Raw genomic sequence first — 17,921 nt, forward strand, 5'->3', positions numbered from 1 at the left:
CGTGGCGGACGCACCCGCCCGCGGCGGGACGCCCTCGCGGGGCTCCCGCCGGAGCCGCCGCTCACCCCCCTGCGGTGGCCAGGGTGAGGGGCAGCACCTGGGGCGCCCCGGCTCTGCGGAGCAGGGCGGCGCCCACGGTGAGGCTCCAGCCGGTGTCGGTGACGTCGTCGACCAGCAGCACCGGCCCGGGGGTGTGCTCCTGTAGCCGCGCCATCCGCTCGGTGAGCTCCTCTCCCGCCACGAGGGCGGAGTAGACCTGTTCCAGGCGCATGGCGCTGTTGTGCCTGCGCGGCCCGGTGCCCCGCTCGGTGCGGTACTCCAGCGCCCCCACGGGCGCCAGCCTCCCGAGCCGGGACAGCCGCTCGGCCAGGTCGGTGATCATCCCGGGGCGGGTGAGCGAGGGCATCGCCACCACGCCGACGGGGCGCCGGTCCCAGTTCCAGTCGGCCAGGACGCGCACCACGCCCTGGAGCACGCGCTCGTCCACGGGCGCGTCGGGGGCGTCGGCGGCCAGGACGCGGCGCAGCTCGTTGCCCCAGCCGATGTCGGTGAGGCGGCCCAGGGCTCGGCCCTCCCCCGCCCGCAGTTCCTCGGCGATCTTTCCGGACAGGTCCACCCCCAGGGTGGCCATCCCGGTCGGCCACTGGCGCCGGGGCGCGATGGGCGTGCCGGGCCGGTCCAGGTGCTCGGCCGCGGCCTCGCGCCGGGTGGAGTCGACGTCGGCGGGCCAGTACTCGCCCGTGCACACGTCGCAGCGTCCGCAGGGCGCGGCCTCGGGGTCGTCCAGCTGGCGGCGCAGGAACTCCATCCGGCAGGTGTCCAGGTCGAGGTAGTCGAGCATGGCGCGCTGCTCGCGCTCGCGGGCCCGGCTGACGGCGGCGTAGCGTTCGGCGTCGTAGGTCCACGGCTGGCCGGTGGTCTCCCAGCCGCCCCGGACCCGGCGCACGGCCCCGTCCACGTCCAGCACCTTGAGCATCTGCTCCAGGCGGGTGCGGCGCAGGTCCACCCGGGTCTCCAGGTGCGCGACGGACAGGGGTCCGCCCGCCTCGGCGAGCGCGTCCAGGGTCTGGCGCACGGTCTGCTCGGGCGGGAAGGACAGTCCGGCGAAGTACTCCCAGATGCGGGTGTCCTCGCGGCCGGGCAGCAGGACCGCCTCGGCACGCCGCACGCCGCGCCCGGCGCGGCCGACCTGCTGGTAGTAGGAGATCGGGGACTGCGGGGCGCCCAGGTGGACGACGAAGCCCAGGTCGGGCTTGTCGAAGCCCATGCCCAGCGCGCTGGTGGCGACCAGCGCCTTGACCCGGTTGGCGAGCAGGTCGTCCTCGGCCTCGCGGCGCTCGTCGGGGTCGGTCTGGCCGGTGTAGGCGCGCACCTCCATGCCCTGCTGGGCGAGGAAGCGGGCGGTCTCCTGGGCGGCGCTGACGGTGAGCGCGTAGACGATGCCTGAGCCCTGGATCTTGGGCAGGTGCTCGGCCAGCCAGCTGAGCCGGGCGGTGGGGTCGGGCAGCCGGACGACGGCCAGGCGCAGGCTCTCGCGCTCCAGGGAGCCGCGCAGGACCAGGGTGTCCGCGCGCTCGCCGCCCGCCTGGAGCTGCTCGGCCACGTCGCGGGTGACGCGTTCGTTGGCGGTGGCGGTGGTGGCCAGCACCGGGACGCCCTCGGGCAGGTCGTGCAGCAGGGAGCGGATGCGCCGGTAGTCGGGGCGGAAGTCGTGCCCCCAGTCGGAGACGCAGTGGGCCTCGTCGATGACGACCAGGCCGGCGCCCGCGGCCAACTCGGGCAGGACCCGGTCGCGGAACTCGGGGTTGTTGAGGCGTTCGGGGCTGACCAGCAGGACGTCGACCCGGCCCGCGGCCACGTCGGCGTAGGCGTTCTCCCAGTCGGTGGTGTTGGAACTGTTGATGGTGCGCGCGTGGATGCCCGCGCGCTCGGCCGCGGCGATCTGGTTGCGCATCAGCGCCAGCAGCGGGGAGACGATGACGGTGGGGCCCGCCCCCTCGGCGCGCCGCAGGGCGGTGGCCACGAAGTACACCGCCGACTTGCCCCATCCGGTGCGCTGGACGACGAGGGCTCTGCGGTGCTCGGCGGCCAGGGCGTGGATCGCGGTCCACTGGTCCTCGCGCAGCCGGGCGGAGTCCCCGGCCAGGGCGCGCAGGTGAGCCTCGGCGCGCTCGCGCAGCGCGCCGTCGGACGCGGCGGTGGGAACGGTGCTGTCAGGGGTGGGTGTGGCCATACGTCCCTTGGTACCAGAGCCGGGGGACGGTCGAGCGGTTGTCCACAGGCCCGGTTCCGTGTGACGGGGAACCGGGCCGCGCCCCCGTCCCGCCCCGCTCGGGATCGGCCCGCCCCGGAGCGGGCGCGCGGCCGACCTGGGACGGGGTACCCCCTGTAACCCCCATGAGTACCGCTGGTAACAGAAAGGATACTTTCCACTTTCCTGGCATTGCGCTCCTCCGACCGGGACTGAACACTCATTTACCAAGGCTCAGGCCTGGGAGCGCTCCCGTCCCTAGAGGGCGGACGCTCTCCCGCGGAAGCGAGCGAAAGGCGCAGTATGCGGCACCCATGGAGTCGACCGTCCCCCCACCATCCCCCCAACGGACCGACGACAGCACGGCGCGCGCGGTCCCCGCGTATGGGCGTCCTGGCCGCGGCCACGGCCCTGGTCTGCGCCGCGGGCGTGGCCTCCGCCCCTCCGGCGGCCGTGGCCGCCGAGGTCCCCGTCGGATCCGGCGGCTACAGCGACACCCTCCCCGCCGGAGCCCCCGGACCCTCCGACCTGAACGGCGCCCCGGTCGACCCCAAGGTGACCGACGACTTCGAGGGGCACGCCCCCACCAACGAGTGGTGGTCGTCGCTGATCTTCCAGCGCTACCCCGACAACCCCCACGGTGAGAACCTCTTCGCGCACCCCGCCAGCTTCCGCCCCCACGAGGGCGGGCTGGAGATGGGCTACCCGCGGGACCCCCGGCTCGTCGCCGACGGCCTCAAGTACGAGCACCCCCACACCGCCGACCTGTCCCTGGGGGTCCAGGGCCTGTCCTCCCCCGACACCCGGGTCGCCGACCACGGCGACTGGACCGTCACCGCGCACTGGGAGGGCTCCGGCCGGACCCTGCGCGTGACCATCGGCCAGGGCCTGCCCTTCGCCTACGCCGACACCGCCGGCGGCGACGCCCAGGTGACCTTCTCCGGCACCCCCGAGGTCTGGCACCAGGACGGCTCCGTGGTCGGCGCCAGCGTGGGTGACCGGCACTACGCGCTGTTCGCCCCCTCCGACGCCCCCTGGTCGCGCTCGGGCGACACCTTCACCGCCCCGACCGGCGCCGAGGGCCACTACTCCGTGGCGGTCCTGCCCTCGCCCGAGGACCTGGACACCTTCGCCCCCTACGCCCACTCCTTCGTCACCGGCTCCCGCGTGGAGTACGACTACGACGAGGCCGCCGCCACCCTGACCAGCACCTACCGGGTGGAGACCGAGCCGCGCGAGGGGAGCGGGGAGGGCACGCTCATGGCCCTCTACCCGCACCACTGGCGGGAGGCGTCCACCCCCGTCGCCGACCTGTCCTACTCCTCCCCCCGGGGCGAGATGCGCGTGGCGGAGGGCGCGAGCTTCACCACCGAGCTGGCCGCGCAGGGCATCCTGCCGAGCCTGCCGACCGTGGACAGCGCCGACCACGACCGCATGCGCCAGCTCATCGACGAGGTCCTGGCCGAGCAGGAGCACTTCCCCGAGCCCGGCGACACCTACTGGGACGGCAAGGCGCTGGGCAGGCTGGCCCAGCTGGTGCCCATCGCCGACTCCATCGGCCACACCGAGGGCCGCGACGCGCTGCTGGACCTGGTCAGGAACCGTCTGGAGGACTGGTTCACGGCCGGGGGGACCCGCCAGTTCGCCTACGAGGCCGACTGGGGCACCATGCTCGGCTACCCGGACAGCTTCGGCGCCGCCACCGAGGTCAACGACCACGACTTCCACTACGGCTACTTCGTCTCCGCGGCGGCCGTCGTGGCCCGCTACGACAGCGCCTGGGCCGCCGAGGACGCCTGGGGCGGCATGGTCCGCCTGCTGATCCGCGACGTGGCCGAGACCGACCCGAACAGCGACATGTTCCCGCGCCTGCGGTCCTTCTCCCCCTACGCGGGGCACGGATGGGCCTCCGGGCACGCGGGGTTCGCCGCCGGGAACAACCAGGAGTCCTCCTCCGAGGGCATGCACTTCGCCGCCGCCACCGCGCTGTTCGGCGCCCTGACCGGGGACGAGGAACTGCGCGACCTGGGCGTGTACCTGCACACCACGCAGGCCTCGGCCATCACCCGCTACTGGCAGGACCACGGCGGCGACACCTTCCCCGAGGGCTTCGAGCACGACGTCGTCGGCATGGTGTGGGGCGACGGCGGCGACTACCGCATCTGGTGGGACGGCGGCGACGAGGAGCACTACGGCATCAACTACCTGCCCATCACGGCGAGCTCGCTGTACCTGGGGCACGACCCCGAGCACGCCGGGGCGATGTACGAGTCGCTGGTGGACCGCCTGGGCCGCGAACCGCAGATCTGGCGCGACATCCACTGGGAGCACCGCGCCCTCTCCGACGGCGACGACGCCCTGCGCATGTTCGAGGAGCAGTGGAGCACCTACGAGCCCGAGGCGGGCGAGTCCAAGCCGCACACCTACCAGTGGGTCTCGACACTCGCCGAGGTCGGCACCGTGGACACCTCCGTCACCGCCGACACCGCGCACTACGCCGTCTTCACCGACGGCGGGAAGCGCACCCACGTCGCCTTCAACCCCTCCGGCTCCCCGCTGACGGTCACCTTCTCCGACGGCGTCGAACTGGAGGTGCAGCCCCGTTCGCTGGCCTCCACCACGGGCGAGGGCGGCGGCGGTGACCCCGGCGACCCCGGCGACCCGGGCGACCCGGGCGACCCGGGCGACCCCGGGGACCCGGGTGAGGGCAACGTCGGCGACGGCGGCCTGCACCTGACCCCCTCCGCCCTCTCCAGCGCCCCGCACGGCTCCGCCGGCGAGATCACCGTGGCCTCCGCCGGGGGACGCAACCAGGACGGCCTGCCGCCGGGCGACCGCGTGGTGCTGCGCGCCGACGACCTGACCGGCACCCACACCGGCGGCGCCACCGCGTTCTCGCTGCCCGTGGACTCGGGCGACGCGGTCGGCAACGCGGTCCAGGTCCGCGTGGTCTACGACCTGGACGGCGACGGCACCGACGACCGCACGGAGACCTACCGCTACTTCGCCACCAACGACCTGAACGGCTGGGAGGAGTACACGCAGGGCCAGGGCCCGGCGAGCGCCGACGGGTCCCTCGGCGACCTGGAGGGCGGCTCCGTCCGCGTCGAGCTGTGGAGCGCCCTGGGCGGCGCCTCCTCTCGGGTCCTGGTCGGCCCCGACGGCGGCGCCTCGCTCACGATCCCCTTCACCGACTGACGACCGGTCCCCGGCGCCCGCGGGCGCCGGGGACGCCTCCGCCCCGCCGCGGGACGCGCCAACCGAAACGGGCCGCGCCCGCGGCTCCGTTTCGGGCGTTCCGGGCACGATCGGAGCGTTGCGCGACCGTCCGGCACCCATGCACAGAAACATCGCGGAACCGCCCACCGCCACACAACCCGCACGTCGCAGCGGCACGCGCGACACCGCGTCACGAGGCTCACACCCGTCCGGCGACGCGTCCTTGTACGTTTCAGTCTCTGGCACAGGCCAGAATTACGGACATGGCCCGTACTACTTCCCGTCCCCCCGACGATCTCGCCGAGAAGATCATCGACATCGACGTCTCCGAGGAGATGCGCGGCAGTTTCCTGGAGTACGCCTACTCGGTCATCTACCAACGCGCGCTACCGGACGCGCGCGACGGTATGAAACCGGTGCAGCGGCGCATCCTCTACCAGATGAACGAGATGGGGCTGCGGCACGACCGCGGCCACGTCAAGTGCGCCCGCGTCGTCGGGGACGTGATGGGCCGCCTCCACCCCCACGGCGACAGCGCCATCTACGACGCGCTCGTGCGCCTGAGCCAGCCCTTCGCCATGCGTGTGCCCCTGGTGGACGGCCACGGCAACTTCGGCTCCCTGGGCGGCGACGACGCGCCGGCCGCCATGCGCTACACCGAGGCGCGCCTGGACCGCGCCGCCGAGCAGCTGGTCGCCTCCATCGACGAGAACGTCGTCGACTTCCGGCCCAACTACGACGGCCAGGAGACCGAGCCCGAGGTCCTGCCCGCCGCCTTCCCGAACCTGCTGGTCAACGGCGCCTCCGGCATCGCGGTGGGCATGGCCACCAACATGGCCCCGCACAACCTGGGCGAGGTCGTCGCGGCCGCCCGCCACCTGATCGCCCACCCCGAGGCCACCCTGGAGGAGCTCACCGAGTTCGTCCCGGGCCCGGACCTGCCCACCGGCGGCACCATCGTCGGCCTGGACGGCATCCGCGACGCCTACCGCAGCGGCCGGGGCACGTTCAAGACCCGCGCCACCGTCTCCATCGAGAAGGTGTCCGCGCGCCGCACCGGCCTGGTGGTCACCGAACTGCCCTACAGCGTGGGCCCGGAGAAGGTCATCAGCCGGATCAAGGAGCTGGTGCAGTCCAAGAAGCTCCAGGGCATCTCGGACCTGAAGGACCTGACCGACCGCACGCAGGGGCTGCGCCTGGTCATCGAGCTCAAGAACGGCTTCAACCCCGAGGCGGTCCTGGAGGAGCTGTACCGCCTCACGCCGATGGAGGAGTCCTTCGGCATCAACAACGTGGCCCTCGTGGACGGCCAGCCCCAGACGCTGGGGCTGCGCGAACTCCTCGAGGTCTACGTCAACCACCGCCTCGACGTGGTGCGCCGCCGCAGCGAGTTCCGCCGCGCCAAGCGCCAGGAGCGCCTGCACCTGGTGGACGGCCTGCTCGTGGCCCTGCTGGACATCGACCGGGTCATCTCCCTGATCCGCGAGGCCGAGGACACCGCCGCCGCCCGCGAGTCGCTCATGGGCGCCTACGACCTGTCGGAGGTCCAGGCCCGCTACATCCTGGAGACCCCGCTGCGGCGCCTGACCCGCTTCGACCGGATGGAGCTGGAGACCGAGCGGGACAAGCTCAACAAGGAGGTCGAAGCCCTCACCGCGGTCCTGGAGTCGGACAAGAAGCTGCGCCGCCTGGTCTCCAAGGAGATGGGCGACGTCGCCAAGGAGTTCGCCACCCCGCGCCGCACGCAGCTGCGCGAGAGCGACGGCGTGGCCCGCAGCGCGGTGATCCCGCTGGAGATGGCCGACCAGCCCTGCCACGTGCTGATGGGCGTGGACGGCGCGATCGGCCGCAGCAAGGGACCCACCGTGCCGCGCGTGTACGAGGGCCTGCGCACCAAGCACGACGCGGTCCACGTGTCCGTCCCCACCACCTCGCGCTCCGCCGTCGGCCTGGTCACCGACCTGGGCCGGATGATCCGCGTGCCGGTGGTGGAGCTGCCGGAGCTGCCCGACGAGGGCGGGGACGGTCCGCCGCTGGCCTCGGGGCTGGACGTGTCCGAGTTCGTCCAGCTCGACGGGGACGAACGGGTGGTGTCGGTGGTGTCCATGGACGCCTCGGGCCCCGGCTTCGCCCTGGGCACACGCGGCGGCGTGGTCAAGCGGGTCTCCCCCGACTACCCGCCCAACAAGGACGACTTCGAGGTCGTGACGCTCAAGGACGACGACCGCGTCGTGGGCGTCACCCAGTTGTCCACGGGCGAGGAGGACCTGGCCTTCATCACCTCCGAGGCCCAGCTGCTGCGCTTCCCCGCGAGTACCGTGCGGCCCCAGGGGCGGCCCGCGGGCGGTGTGGCGGGCGTGCGCCTGTCGGAGGGGGCGCGGGTGCTGTGGTTCGGCGCCGTGCCCAGCCCGCAGGACTCGGTGGTGGTCACCGTCTCGGGCTCCTCCGGCGCTCTGGAGGGCACCCAGGCCGGTTCGGCCAAGGTCACCCCCTTCGAGGCCTACCCGGCCAAGGGGCGCGCCACCGGCGGCGTGCGCTGCCACCGCTACCTCAAGGGCGAGGACACCCTGCTCTTCGGATGGATCGGCCGCTCCCCCGCCCGCGCAGCGCGCGCGGACGGCAAGCCGGTCCGTCTGCCCGACCCGGTCGACCGTCGGGACGGGTCGGGTGACGCGCTGCCCCGGGCGATCGTTACTGTAGGTAGTGGACAGACCGACTCCGGGATCACCGTTCCCGGATCGAAAGCCTGATTCGTCTCGGAAGAGCGCCGCGCGCACCGGATCCGTCCGGTGCGCGCGGCGCGTCCGCGACCACGGGACAAGGGAGCGCCTCCACGTGAGCGACAACAGCGGCACCACTTCCTCCAGTGCCTTCGACGATTTCCTGCCGGCCAACGACGCCTACGCCGAGTCCTTCTCCCTCCGCGGGCTCAAGGCGGTGGCCGCGCGCGGTCTGGGCCTGGTGACCTGTATGGACTCCAGGATCGAGCCTTTGGACATGCTCGGCCTCAAGCCCGGTGACGCCAAGATCCTGCGCAACGCCGGCGCCCGAGTGACCGACGACACCCTGCGCACCCTGGTGCTGGCGGTGTACCTGCTCGGTGTGGACAGGGTGCTGATCATGCCGCACACCCGGTGCAAGATGGCCTCCGTGGAGAGCGACGACGCCGTTCACGACCTCATCGAGGAGGAGTACGGGGTGGACACGCGCAGCCTGGAGTTCCACACCGACAACGACCAGCTGGGCGCCCTGCGGCACGATCTGGAGCGCATCCGCCACCACCCGCTGCTGCCCGCGGACCTGCCGGTCGCGGGCGCGCTGTACGACGTGGACACCGGCCGGATCACCATGACGGACCTGTGACCGCTCCCGAGCGGATGCGGTGACCGGGGTCGGCCACGTGTGCGCCGCACGTGCGCGGGGATCTCTTCAGTGGGACCGGAAGGCGCGGGAGGGCCCGGCGGGCTCCTGCCGCACCTCCGTCCCACACGCCCCACCAGGGAATGCGACCGGTACGCCGGCCGTTGTGATCCGGGACGGCCCCGCGCCGTCGGAAGGAGCACCGTGGAAGAGAACACCTACGACACCTTCAACCGCGCCCGCATGTTCATGGAACTGGGCGACCCCATCTACGCCGCCCGCACCCTCGAACCGATCGTCGACGACGAACCGGACAGCCGCTCCCTGCTGGAACTGCTGGGCCGCGCCTACTTCCACTCCGCGCAGCTCAACAAGGCCGAGCGGACCTTCCGCAGGATCATCGAGCTGGACCCGGTGGACAACTGGGCGCACATCGCCCTGGCGCGCACGCTGGAGCGCCAGAGCCGCCACGAGGAGGCGGCCACCTACCGGCGCATGCACGCGGTGATGTCCGGGGGCTCCCTGGACTGAGGGCCCCTCCCGGTCCGGCGCGCCCGCGTGCGCGCCGGGGCAGGGCAGACCCTCGCCCGGACCGCCCCCGCGGCCGGGCCGCCTGGACGCCCCCGTACGAGCAGGAGCGGGGCCGGGCCCCTCGGGGCGCGGCCCCTCCCGTGTGCGGGCTACGCTGCTGGGCATGGCATCCTCACCGACAGGTCCGCGGCCGGGCGACGACACCCCGTGGGTGGACCGGTGCGACGACAGCGCCCGCTCCTGGGCGGACGAGGCGGTGCGCAGAGTCGTCGCCGACGCCAACCGCTCGGCCGACACCCACCTGCACGTGTTCCCGCTCCCCCCGGAGTGGGGCATCGACCTGTACCTCAAGGACGAGTCCGTGCACCCCACGGGCAGCCTCAAGCACCGGCTGGCGCGCTCGCTGTTCCTGTACGGGCTGGCCAACGGGTGGATCCGGGAGGGCACCACCATCGTGGAGGCCAGTTCGGGCTCCACCGCGGTGTCGGAGGCCTACTTCGCCCAACTGGTCGGCCTGGACTTCATCACGGTCATCCCGCGCAGGACCAGCCCGGAGAAGATCGCGTTGATCGAGCGCTACGGCGGCAGGTGCCACTTCGTGGACTCCCCGCCCGCGATGTACGCCGAGGCCGAGCGGCTGGCCGCCGAGACCGGCGGGCACTACATGGACCAGTTCACCTACGCGGAGCGGGCCACGGACTGGCGCGGCAACAACAACATCGCCGAGTCGATCTTCGAGCAGCTGGCCATGGAGCGCCACCCGTGCCCGGAGTGGATCGTGGTGGGCGCGGGCACCGGCGGCACCTCCGCCACCATCGGCCGCTACCTGCGCTACCGGCGCCTGGGCACCCGGCTGGCGGTGGTGGACCCGGAGAACTCGGCGTTCTTCCCCGGCTGGGTCACCGGCGCGTCCGACTACGCCACCGGGATGCCCTCCCGGATCGAGGGGATCGGCCGTCCCCGCATGGAGCCGAGCTTCGTGCCGTCGGTGATCGACCTGATGATGCCGGTGCCCGACGCCGCGAGCATCGCCGCGATGCGCCACCTGCACGACCGCACCGGGTTGTCCGCCGGAGGCTCCACGGGCACCAACCTGTGGGGGGTGTGGCACCTGGTGGCCAGGATGCTCCGGGAAGGGCGCAGGGGCAGCGTGGTCACGCTGATCTGCGACGGCGGCGAACGCTACCAGCACAGCTACTACAACGACGCCTGGGTGGCGGAGCGGGGCCTGGACCCGGCGCCCTACCGCGCGACCATCGACCGGTTCCTCGCCGAGGGGGTCTGGGAGCCTCCCCAGACCCCCTGAGGGGCCCGGTCAGGTGTCGATGCGGGCCACGTCCAGCTCCTGGGCTCCCTGCTGGATGAAGCGGCGGCGCGGGGCGACCTCGTTGCCCATCAGCAGGTTGAACACGGAGGAGGCCTCCTCGGCCTGCTCCACCCGGATCCGGCGCAGGGTGCGGTAACGCGGGTCCATGGTGGTCTCGGCCAGCTGGTCGGCGTCCATCTCGCCCAGGCCCTTGTAGCGCTGCACCGGCTCCTTCCAGGAGATCTTGCGCTTCTCCAGGTCCAGCAGCGTGCGCGAGAGCTCGGCGTCGGAGTAGGTGTAGACGTAGCGGTCCTCGGGCTTGCTGCCGCGCTTGCGCCGGGTGTTGGTCAGCTCGATGCGGTGCAGCGGCGGCACGGCCGCGTACACCCGCCCGGCCTCCAGCATCGGCCGCATGTAGCGGTAGATGAGCGTGAGCAGCAGGCAGCGGATGTGCGCGCCGTCCACGTCGGCGTCGGCCATGAGGATGATCCGGCCGTAGCGGGCCGCGTCGATGTCGAAGGTACGCCCCGAACCGGCGCCGACCACCTGGAGGATGGCCGCGCACTCGGCGTTCTTGAGCATGTCGGTGACCGAGGACTTCTGCACGTTGAGGATCTTGCCCCGGATCGGCAGCAGCGCCTGGAACTCCGAGTCCCGGGCCAGCTTGGCGGTGCCCAGCGCCGAGTCCCCCTCGACGATGAACAGCTCGCTGTGCTCCAGGCCCTCGCTGCGGCAGTCCACCAGCTTGGCGGGCAGCGCCGAGTTCTCCAGGGCGGTCTTGCGCCGCTGGGTCTCGCGCTGCTGACGCGCGGCCAGGCGGGCCTTCGCGGCGCCGACCACCTTCTCCAGGACGCTGCGCGCCCTGGCCTTCTCCACCTTCTTGGTGGAGGTCAGGAACTCGCGCAGCTCCTTGCCGACCACCTGGGAGACGATCCTGGTCGCCGCGGAGGTGCCGAGGATCTCCTTGGTCTGGCCCTCGAACTGGGGCTCGGGCAGGCGGACGGTGACGACCGCGGTGAGCCCCTCCTGGGTGTCGTCCTTGGTGACGGGGTCGTCGCTGTTCCTCAGCAGCTTGGTGGTGCGCAGCTGCTCGTTGATCACCCGCACCAGGGCCCGTTCGAAGCCGTTGATGTGGGTGCCGCCCTTGGGGGTGGCGATGACGTTGACGAAGGAGCGCACGGTGGTGTCGTAGCCCGTGCCCCAGCGCAGGGCGACGTCCACGTCCAGGCGGCGCTCGACGTCGGCGGGCACCATGTGCCCGGCGTCGTCCAGGACCGGGACGGTCTCGGTGAAGTTGCCGCTGCCCTGGATGCGCAGCACGTCGCTGACCGGCTCGTCGGGGGCCAGGAAGGTGCAGAACTCGCCGATGCCGCCGTCGAAGCGGAACTCCTCCTCGTGGGCGGGCTCACCCTCCACGCGCTCGTCGCGCACGGAGAGGGTCAGCCCCGGCACCAGGAAAGCGGTCTGGCGGGCCCGGTCCAGGAGCGCCTCGCGGGCGATGTCGGCGTCCTTGAGGAAGATCTGCATGTCCGGCCAGAACCGGATGCGGGTGCCGGTGATCTTCTGGGCCACCTTGCGTACCTGCTCCAGGCCCGAGACCGGCGTGAACTCGGCGTCGGGGCCGGAACCGGCGAAGCGGCCGGGGATGCCCCGGCGGAAGCTGATCGCGTGGGTGCGGCCCTGGCGGTCGACCTCGACGTCCACGCGCGACGACAGGGCGTTGACCACCGAGGCGCCGACGCCGTGCAGGCCGCCGGAGGCGTTGTAGGAGCCGGAGCCGAACTTGCCGCCCGCGTGGAGCTTGGTCATGACCAGTTCCACACCGGACAGGCCGGACTTGGGCTCGGCGTCCACGGGGATGCCGCGTCCGTCGTCGCTGACCGACACCGACCCGTCGGAGTGCAGCGTGACGTCGATCCGGGTGCAGAAGCCGCCCAGGGCCTCGTCCACGGAGTTGTCGATGATCTCCCACATGCAGTGGGTGAGGCCGCGGCTGTCGGTGGACCCGATGTACATGCCCGGCCGTTTGCGCACCGCCTCAAGACCTTCGAGGACCGACAGGTGTCGGGCGGAGTAATCCTCGGGGTCGTGGACGGCTGCGGTCAAGGCGGTCACTCGGACATCTCCTGCGTCTTCAGGGCCATCAGGGCGCTGTGCGGTGCGTGCCCTTTGTACCGCGCCGCACTGACGAATAGGGGGGCGGCGTGCCGGTCGCTTGCTACCGCCGGGACCCGGCGGGAGGACGGGGGCCTGCCCCGCGCGAGACTACCACCTCCGGTGGATGCGACCTGGATGCTCCCCTTTTCCTGGGATGCCGGGCCATGAGGCGGGTACAACAAGGACATGAGACGACATCCAGGCATCAACCAGGCAGATTCCGCTGTCGGCGTACACGGGACCAGGTTGGGAACGTCCTGGTCGGGTTAAATGTTGTCAGAGGTGACTAACGCCGAGTATTGAGGATGGCGAAGTGACTGGAACCCTTGCCCCCACCCAGCCGCTGACGGCTGCTGACCGTTGCGACCGCTGTGGTGCGCAGGCTTACGTCCGGGTGCTGCTGAACTCCGGCGGCGAGCTGCTGTTCTGCGCCCACCACATGCGCAAGCACGACGACTCTCTCCGCAAGATCGCCTCGGACATCCAGGACGAGACCGACAAGCTCAACGAGAGCAAGACGGACGAGCGTTAGCCACAGAGCACAACAGAACAGGCCTGAACACCGGCGGCGGCTCCCCTCAGGAGCCGCCGCCTTCGTGCGCGCCCTCCAGTACACGGCTGTGGTACCGCGACACCTCGGCGAAGCCCGCGCGCCCGTACAGCCCGAGCGCCGGGGCGTTGTCGGCGACCACGCACAGGTAGGCCCGCCGGGCGCCGCGGTCGTACCCCCAGCGCAGCAGGTCGGCCAGCAGCCCGGAGGCCACGCCGCGCCCGCGCGCCGCGGGGTCGGTGAACATGGCGCAGACCGCCACCGACTCCCCGTCCAGCACCGCCGCGCCCCGGCCCAGGCCCCGCTCGGCCGTTCCGTAGGCGGCGTCGACCCGGCCGAGGATGCGCGCGGCCCCGGTGGTCGGCCACCCGGGCCCGGGCGAGGCCACCACCGAGGACGTGCCCGGGGCGTCGGGGCGCGCGCCCAGGTCGCGGGCCAGGACCAGCGAGGGCTCCACCACCGCGTAGCCGTGCTCCGCCAACCGCCGGTCGACCTCCTCCTCGCCCGGCCACACCTGCACGCAGGGCCTCAGCCCGCGCCCGGTGTAGTAGGCGGTGACCTCGGCGACCCGCGCGTGCGGGTCCAGCACGAGCGCGCAGTTGGCCCGCTTGGTGATCCCCTCCGCGAAGCCGAACCGCCAGCCCCCGCGCTCCTCCACCTCGAACGGCGGCCAGTCCCGCGTCACCCGCCGCGCCCACTCGTGCACGCCCGCTCCCCTCTCCCGGAGCCGACGATGCTATCCGGCGGGCCCGCGGTGCCCGCGGGCGCGCCCCCGGTACGGCTGCCCGGGGGGGTGCGGGCCCCCGGCCGGCCGTCGTGGCAGCGTTCCTGACACGGCGCTCTCCCGGTGGCGAGGATGACCGCATGGAGTCCACTCCCCGGCGAAGCCCTCTCACGTCCGCGTCCCTGAGGACGTCCCTGCTCCGCGACCTGCCGGGGCGGGCCGAAACCCCCGTGCCCGGTCCCTTCCCCGGCCGCTGGCCGACCGCCGTCTCGCTGGCGGCGGCTCCGCCGCTGCTCCTGGCCGGGGAGTTGCTCAAGGCGCCGCACCACTTCTTCTTCCCGGACCAGATCGCGGCGTACGCCGACGATCCCGTCCGGATGGCCTGGGGGTACGGGCTCTGGTTCGCCGGACTGCTGCTCCTGGTGCCCGCCTTCGCCGGACTGGCGGCGTCGATCGCCAGGACCCGGCCCGTGTTGGGCACCGCCACGGGGATCGTGTGCCTGCTCGGCCTCATGGTGGCGGCCTTCTTCGAGGGAGCCAACTTCGCCTCCCTCCAGCTCGCCAGCTCCCACTCCCCGGAGCTGGCCACCGCGTTCGTCGAGTTCCTCTATCCCCGGGTGCACGTGGTGTACGCGCTGGTGTGGGCCCCCAACCTGGGCTGGGTGCTCCTGGCCGCGGGACTGCTCGCCACCCGCTGCGTGGGCCCGGTCCGCTTCCTGTGCGTCCTGTCGATGGCGCTGCACGCCAACGGCGTCCTCAAGGGCTTCAGCGTCGCGGGCACCGCCCTGGACGTCCTGCTGTGCGTCGCCTTCGTCACCCTCGCCGTCCAGGTCCTCCGGCGCCGGGAACGGGCTCCGGACACGCCCTAGCATGGGCGGGGTACCCGACCACCGTCTCCACCTGGGAAGTTCCACCATGCTCATCCTGCTGCCGCCGTCCGAGGGCAAGGCCTCCTCCGGCGAGGGCCCCCGCCTGGACCTCGGGACGCTGACCCTTCCGGAACTGACCGGAGCCCGCGAGCGGGTCATGGCGGCGCTGGCGGACCTGTGCTCGGGGCCCGAGGAGACCGCGCTGGAGACCCTGGGGATCAGCGCCAGGCAGGCCGACGCGCTCAAGCGCAACCTGGACCTGACGACCGCGCCGACCCTGCGCGCGGCCGACCTGTACACGGGCGTGCTCTACGACCGGCTCGGCCTGCCCGACATCCCCGACGCCCGGGTCCTGATCTTCTCCGGGCTGTGGGGCGCGGTCGGACCCGCCGACCGGCTGCCCCCCTACCGCCTGTCCATGGGCGTGAAGCTGCCGCCCCTGGGCGGGCTGGGCGCCTACTGGCGCCGCGAGGCGGCCGCGCCCCTGGACGAGCTCACCGGAGGACAGCTCCTGGTCGACTGCCGCTCGTCCGCCTACGCCGCCGCCTACGCTCCGGGCACCGGCGTGGCCGTCAGGGTGCTGCGCGAGCGCACGGTGGACGGGGTCGCCATGCGGACGGTGGTCAGCCACATGGCCAAGGCCACCCGGGGCGACATCGCCCGCTCCCTGCTGCTGGAGGGCGTGGACGCCGCCACCCCCGAGGAGCTGGTGTCGGCCCTGCGCGACCTCGGGCACACCGTGGAGCTGCCCGAACGGCACGTGCTGAACGTCGTCGTCCGCGACTGAGGGGAACGCCGGGGAAACGGGCGCGGACCACGGAGGCGGGACCGCGCCCGTGTGCCCGGAGAGGACCTCCGGGCACACGCGGAACGGGGAGCGGCCGCAGGCCACTCCCCGTCACATAACGACTCGATATCGCGACTTTATGCCGCACCTACAGTACGTGCGGCACGATGGACACCGTCGGATCGGATGACACGGCACCTCGGACGACACGGTGCCTCGGATGACACAGTGCCCGGGAGACCCAAGGACGCTCCCGAGCGCGACGGGCACCCCGGAGCACCAACGGGGGCTGCTCCGGCACACGCGGACGTCGCCACAACCGCGCGGAACTGGGGGTGCCGGTCCCGGGTCGGCGCGCCCCGCCTTCGGGCAGGGGGCGCCGGCCCGGGACCGGTCCGGTCCTCTTCAGCCGCCGGTCAGCGTGCCAGGGCCGCCGACCGGCCGACCACCCGGGTGAACCTAGTCCAGGTAGTCGCGGAGCACCTGCGAACGCGACGGGTGGCGGAGCTTCGACATCGTCTTGCTCTCGATCTGCCGGATGCGCTCACGGGTGACCCCGTAGACCTTGCCGATCTCGTCTAAAGTCTTCGGCTGGCCGTCGGTGAGACCGAAGCGCATGGACACCACGCCCGCCTCGCGCTCGGACAGCGTGTCCAGCACCGAGTGCAGTTGCTCCTGGAGCAGGGTGAAGCTGACCGCCTCGCCCGGCTGGATCGCCTCGGAGTCCTCGATGAGGTCGCCGAACTCGCTGTCGCCGTCCTCGCCCAGCGGGGTGTGCAGGGAGATCGGCTCGCGGCCGTACTTCTGCACCTCGACGACCTTCTCCGGGGTCATGTCGAGTTCCCTGGCCAGCTCCTCCGGGGTGGGCTCGCGGCCCAGGTCCTGGAGCATCTGGCGCTGGACGCGGGCCAGCTTGTTGATGACCTCGACCATGTGCACCGGGATGCGGATGGTGCGCGCCTGGTCGGCCATGGCCCGGGTGATCGCCTGGCGGATCCACCACGTGGCGTAGGTGGAGAACTTGAAGCCCTTGGTGTAGTCGAACTTCTCCACCGCGCGGATCAGACCGAGGTTGCCCTCCTGGATCAGGTCCAGGAAGAGCATGCCGCGGCCGGTGTAGCGCTTGGCGAGCGAGACCACGAGCCGGAGGTTGGCCTCCAGCAGGTGCTTCTTGGCGCGGCCGCCGTCCTCGGCGATCCACTCCAGCTCGTCGCGCAGCTCGACGGTGAGGAGCTCGGCCTCCTCGGCCAGCTTCTCCTCGGCGAACAGGCCGGCCTCGATCCGCTTGGCGAGTTCGACCTCCTGCTCGGCGTTGAGCAGCGGGACCTTGCCGATCTGCTTGAGGTAGTCCTTGACCGGGTCCGCCGTAGCGCCCGCGGCCACGACCTGCGCCGCGGGGGCGTCGTCATCGTCGTCGTAGAGGACGAAGGACTCGTCCTCGTTGGCGGGTTTGGTCGGGGCGCCCACGGCCTCGGGCTTGGCGGGCTTGAGGTCCTTGTCCGCCGGGTCCGGGGTGTCCTCGACCAGCTCCAGCTCGGCGCCGGTGTGCTCGAGGTCGTCCAGGCCGTCCTCGTCCTCGTCGAACTCGCCGTCCGCCGCGAGCCCGAGCTCCTTGGTCGCCGTCTTCTTGGCGGCGGCGGCCTTGAGGCCGGTGGTCTTGGCGGCCGGGCCCTTGGCCGCGGTGGTCTTGGCGGCCTTGGTGGCGGGCTTCTTGGGCGCCGCCTTCTTGGCGGGCTTCTTGGCCGCGGGCTTCTTCTCCGCCTTGGCCTCGCCCCCGGCGTCCTCGGCGGAACCGACAACGGCGGTGACCGTCTCGGTCTGCTCCTGGGCCGCCGCCGCGCGCACGGGCTTGGCGGCCCTGCTCGTCGCGGTGGTCTTGGTGGACCTGGTCGAGGTGGACCGCGTGGCCGCCGTCTTGGTGGTCGCCGCCTTGCGCCGCGGCGCCTTGCGCCGGGAGGAGGCCGACTCGGGGACGAGTACGGTCACGCCCTCCTTCGCGAGGCTGCGGAGCACGGACTGCGCCTGCGACATCGGGATTTCGGCCTCTTCGAAGGCACGGCGCACGTCCTCGGGCTCAAGGAAGCCCTGGGACCGCCCACGCTCGATCAGCTGCTGAATGACGGGCTCTTGCAGTGACTCGGACTGCTTCGAGCGAGTCGAACTGGCA

12 protein-coding genes are annotated in these 17,921 nt (G+C 72.3%); 8 read left to right on the forward strand and 4 right to left on the reverse strand.

The window, feature by feature from the left end; translation table 11 throughout:
- Positions 1 to 61: 61 nt before the first annotated feature.
- Positions 62 to 2,233, reverse strand: coding sequence for a RecQ family ATP-dependent DNA helicase (locus ACSTA4_RS21610; protein ID WP_444960787.1), 2,172 nt, complete (start codon positions 2,231 to 2,233; stop codon positions 62 to 64).
- Between the two features lie 402 nt (positions 2,234 to 2,635).
- On the opposite strand from ACSTA4_RS21610, the gene ACSTA4_RS21615 reads away from it, so the two are divergent.
- The 5 genes from ACSTA4_RS21615 to ACSTA4_RS21635 all read left to right on the forward strand — a co-directional run bounded on the left by ACSTA4_RS21615 (position 2,636) and on the right by ACSTA4_RS21635 (position 10,667).
- Complete coding sequence (locus tag ACSTA4_RS21615) at positions 2,636 to 5,449, forward strand: glycosyl hydrolase (RefSeq protein WP_444960788.1); 2,814 nt, start codon at positions 2,636 to 2,638, stop codon at positions 5,447 to 5,449.
- Positions 5,450 to 5,733: 284 nt separating this feature from the next.
- The gene (locus ACSTA4_RS21620; protein ID WP_444960789.1) at positions 5,734 to 8,220 is read left to right on the forward strand and encodes a DNA gyrase/topoisomerase IV subunit A; all 2,487 of its coding nucleotides are present in this window, start codon (positions 5,734 to 5,736) and stop codon (positions 8,218 to 8,220) included.
- A gap of 85 nt (positions 8,221 to 8,305) precedes the next feature.
- Positions 8,306 to 8,833 carry a beta-class carbonic anhydrase gene (locus tag ACSTA4_RS21625; RefSeq protein WP_444960790.1) on the forward strand — a complete coding sequence of 176 codons (528 nt, stop codon included), beginning with the start codon at positions 8,306 to 8,308 and terminating at the stop codon, positions 8,831 to 8,833.
- A gap of 201 nt (positions 8,834 to 9,034) precedes the next feature.
- On the forward strand, positions 9,035 to 9,361 hold the full coding sequence (locus tag ACSTA4_RS21630; RefSeq protein WP_013154318.1) for a tetratricopeptide repeat protein: 327 nt from the start codon (positions 9,035 to 9,037) through the stop codon (positions 9,359 to 9,361).
- Between the two features lie 163 nt (positions 9,362 to 9,524).
- A complete protein-coding gene (locus tag ACSTA4_RS21635) occupies positions 9,525 to 10,667 on the forward strand; it encodes a PLP-dependent cysteine synthase family protein (RefSeq protein ID WP_444960791.1) in 1,143 nt (380 codons plus the stop codon).
- Between the two features lie 9 nt (positions 10,668 to 10,676).
- Here ACSTA4_RS21635 and ACSTA4_RS21640 read toward each other — a convergent pair whose 3' ends face one another.
- Complete coding sequence (locus ACSTA4_RS21640; protein WP_444960792.1) at positions 10,677 to 12,782, reverse strand: DNA gyrase/topoisomerase IV subunit B; 2,106 nt, start codon at positions 12,780 to 12,782, stop codon at positions 10,677 to 10,679.
- Positions 12,783 to 13,137: 355 nt separating this feature from the next.
- Here ACSTA4_RS21640 and ACSTA4_RS21645 point away from each other — a divergent pair, with 355 nt between their 5' ends.
- A complete protein-coding gene (locus ACSTA4_RS21645) occupies positions 13,138 to 13,356 on the forward strand; it encodes a DUF7455 domain-containing protein (protein WP_047869571.1) in 219 nt (72 codons plus the stop codon).
- Positions 13,357 to 13,402: 46 nt separating this feature from the next.
- Here ACSTA4_RS21645 and ACSTA4_RS21650 read toward each other — a convergent pair whose 3' ends face one another.
- On the reverse strand, positions 13,403 to 14,080 hold the full coding sequence (locus ACSTA4_RS21650) for a GNAT family N-acetyltransferase (RefSeq protein ID WP_444960793.1): 678 nt from the start codon (positions 14,078 to 14,080) through the stop codon (positions 13,403 to 13,405).
- 158 nt (positions 14,081 to 14,238) lie between these two features.
- Between ACSTA4_RS21650 and ACSTA4_RS21655 the strand changes: the two genes are divergently transcribed.
- On the forward strand, positions 14,239 to 14,967 hold the full coding sequence (locus ACSTA4_RS21655; RefSeq protein ID WP_444960794.1) for a hypothetical protein: 729 nt from the start codon (positions 14,239 to 14,241) through the stop codon (positions 14,965 to 14,967).
- A gap of 46 nt (positions 14,968 to 15,013) precedes the next feature.
- Positions 15,014 to 15,754 carry a peroxide stress protein YaaA gene (gene yaaA / locus ACSTA4_RS21660; RefSeq protein WP_444964235.1) on the forward strand — a complete coding sequence of 247 codons (741 nt, stop codon included), beginning with the start codon at positions 15,014 to 15,016 and terminating at the stop codon, positions 15,752 to 15,754.
- A gap of 459 nt (positions 15,755 to 16,213) precedes the next feature.
- Here yaaA and ACSTA4_RS21665 read toward each other — a convergent pair whose 3' ends face one another.
- Positions 16,214 to 17,872 carry an RNA polymerase sigma factor gene (locus ACSTA4_RS21665; protein ID WP_444964236.1) on the reverse strand — a complete coding sequence of 553 codons (1,659 nt, stop codon included), beginning with the start codon at positions 17,870 to 17,872 and terminating at the stop codon, positions 16,214 to 16,216.
- Positions 17,873 to 17,921: the final 49 nt, after the last annotated feature.

The organism is Nocardiopsis sp. M1B1 (assembly GCF_052466615.1).

Coding starts and splice junctions, on each gene's coding strand:
- ACSTA4_RS21610 (WP_444960787.1), bottom strand. CDS start 2,233: ATGGCCACACCCACCCCTGACAGCACCGTTCCCACCGCCGCGTCCGAC.
- ACSTA4_RS21615 (WP_444960788.1), top strand. CDS start 2,636: ATGGGCGTCCTGGCCGCGGCCACGGCCCTGGTCTGCGCCGCGGGCGTG.
- ACSTA4_RS21620 (WP_444960789.1), top strand. CDS start 5,734: ATGGCCCGTACTACTTCCCGTCCCCCCGACGATCTCGCCGAGAAGATC.
- ACSTA4_RS21635 (WP_444960791.1), top strand. CDS start 9,525: ATGGCATCCTCACCGACAGGTCCGCGGCCGGGCGACGACACCCCGTGG.
- ACSTA4_RS21655 (WP_444960794.1), top strand. CDS start 14,239: ATGGAGTCCACTCCCCGGCGAAGCCCTCTCACGTCCGCGTCCCTGAGG.
- yaaA (WP_444964235.1), top strand. CDS start 15,014: ATGCTCATCCTGCTGCCGCCGTCCGAGGGCAAGGCCTCCTCCGGCGAG.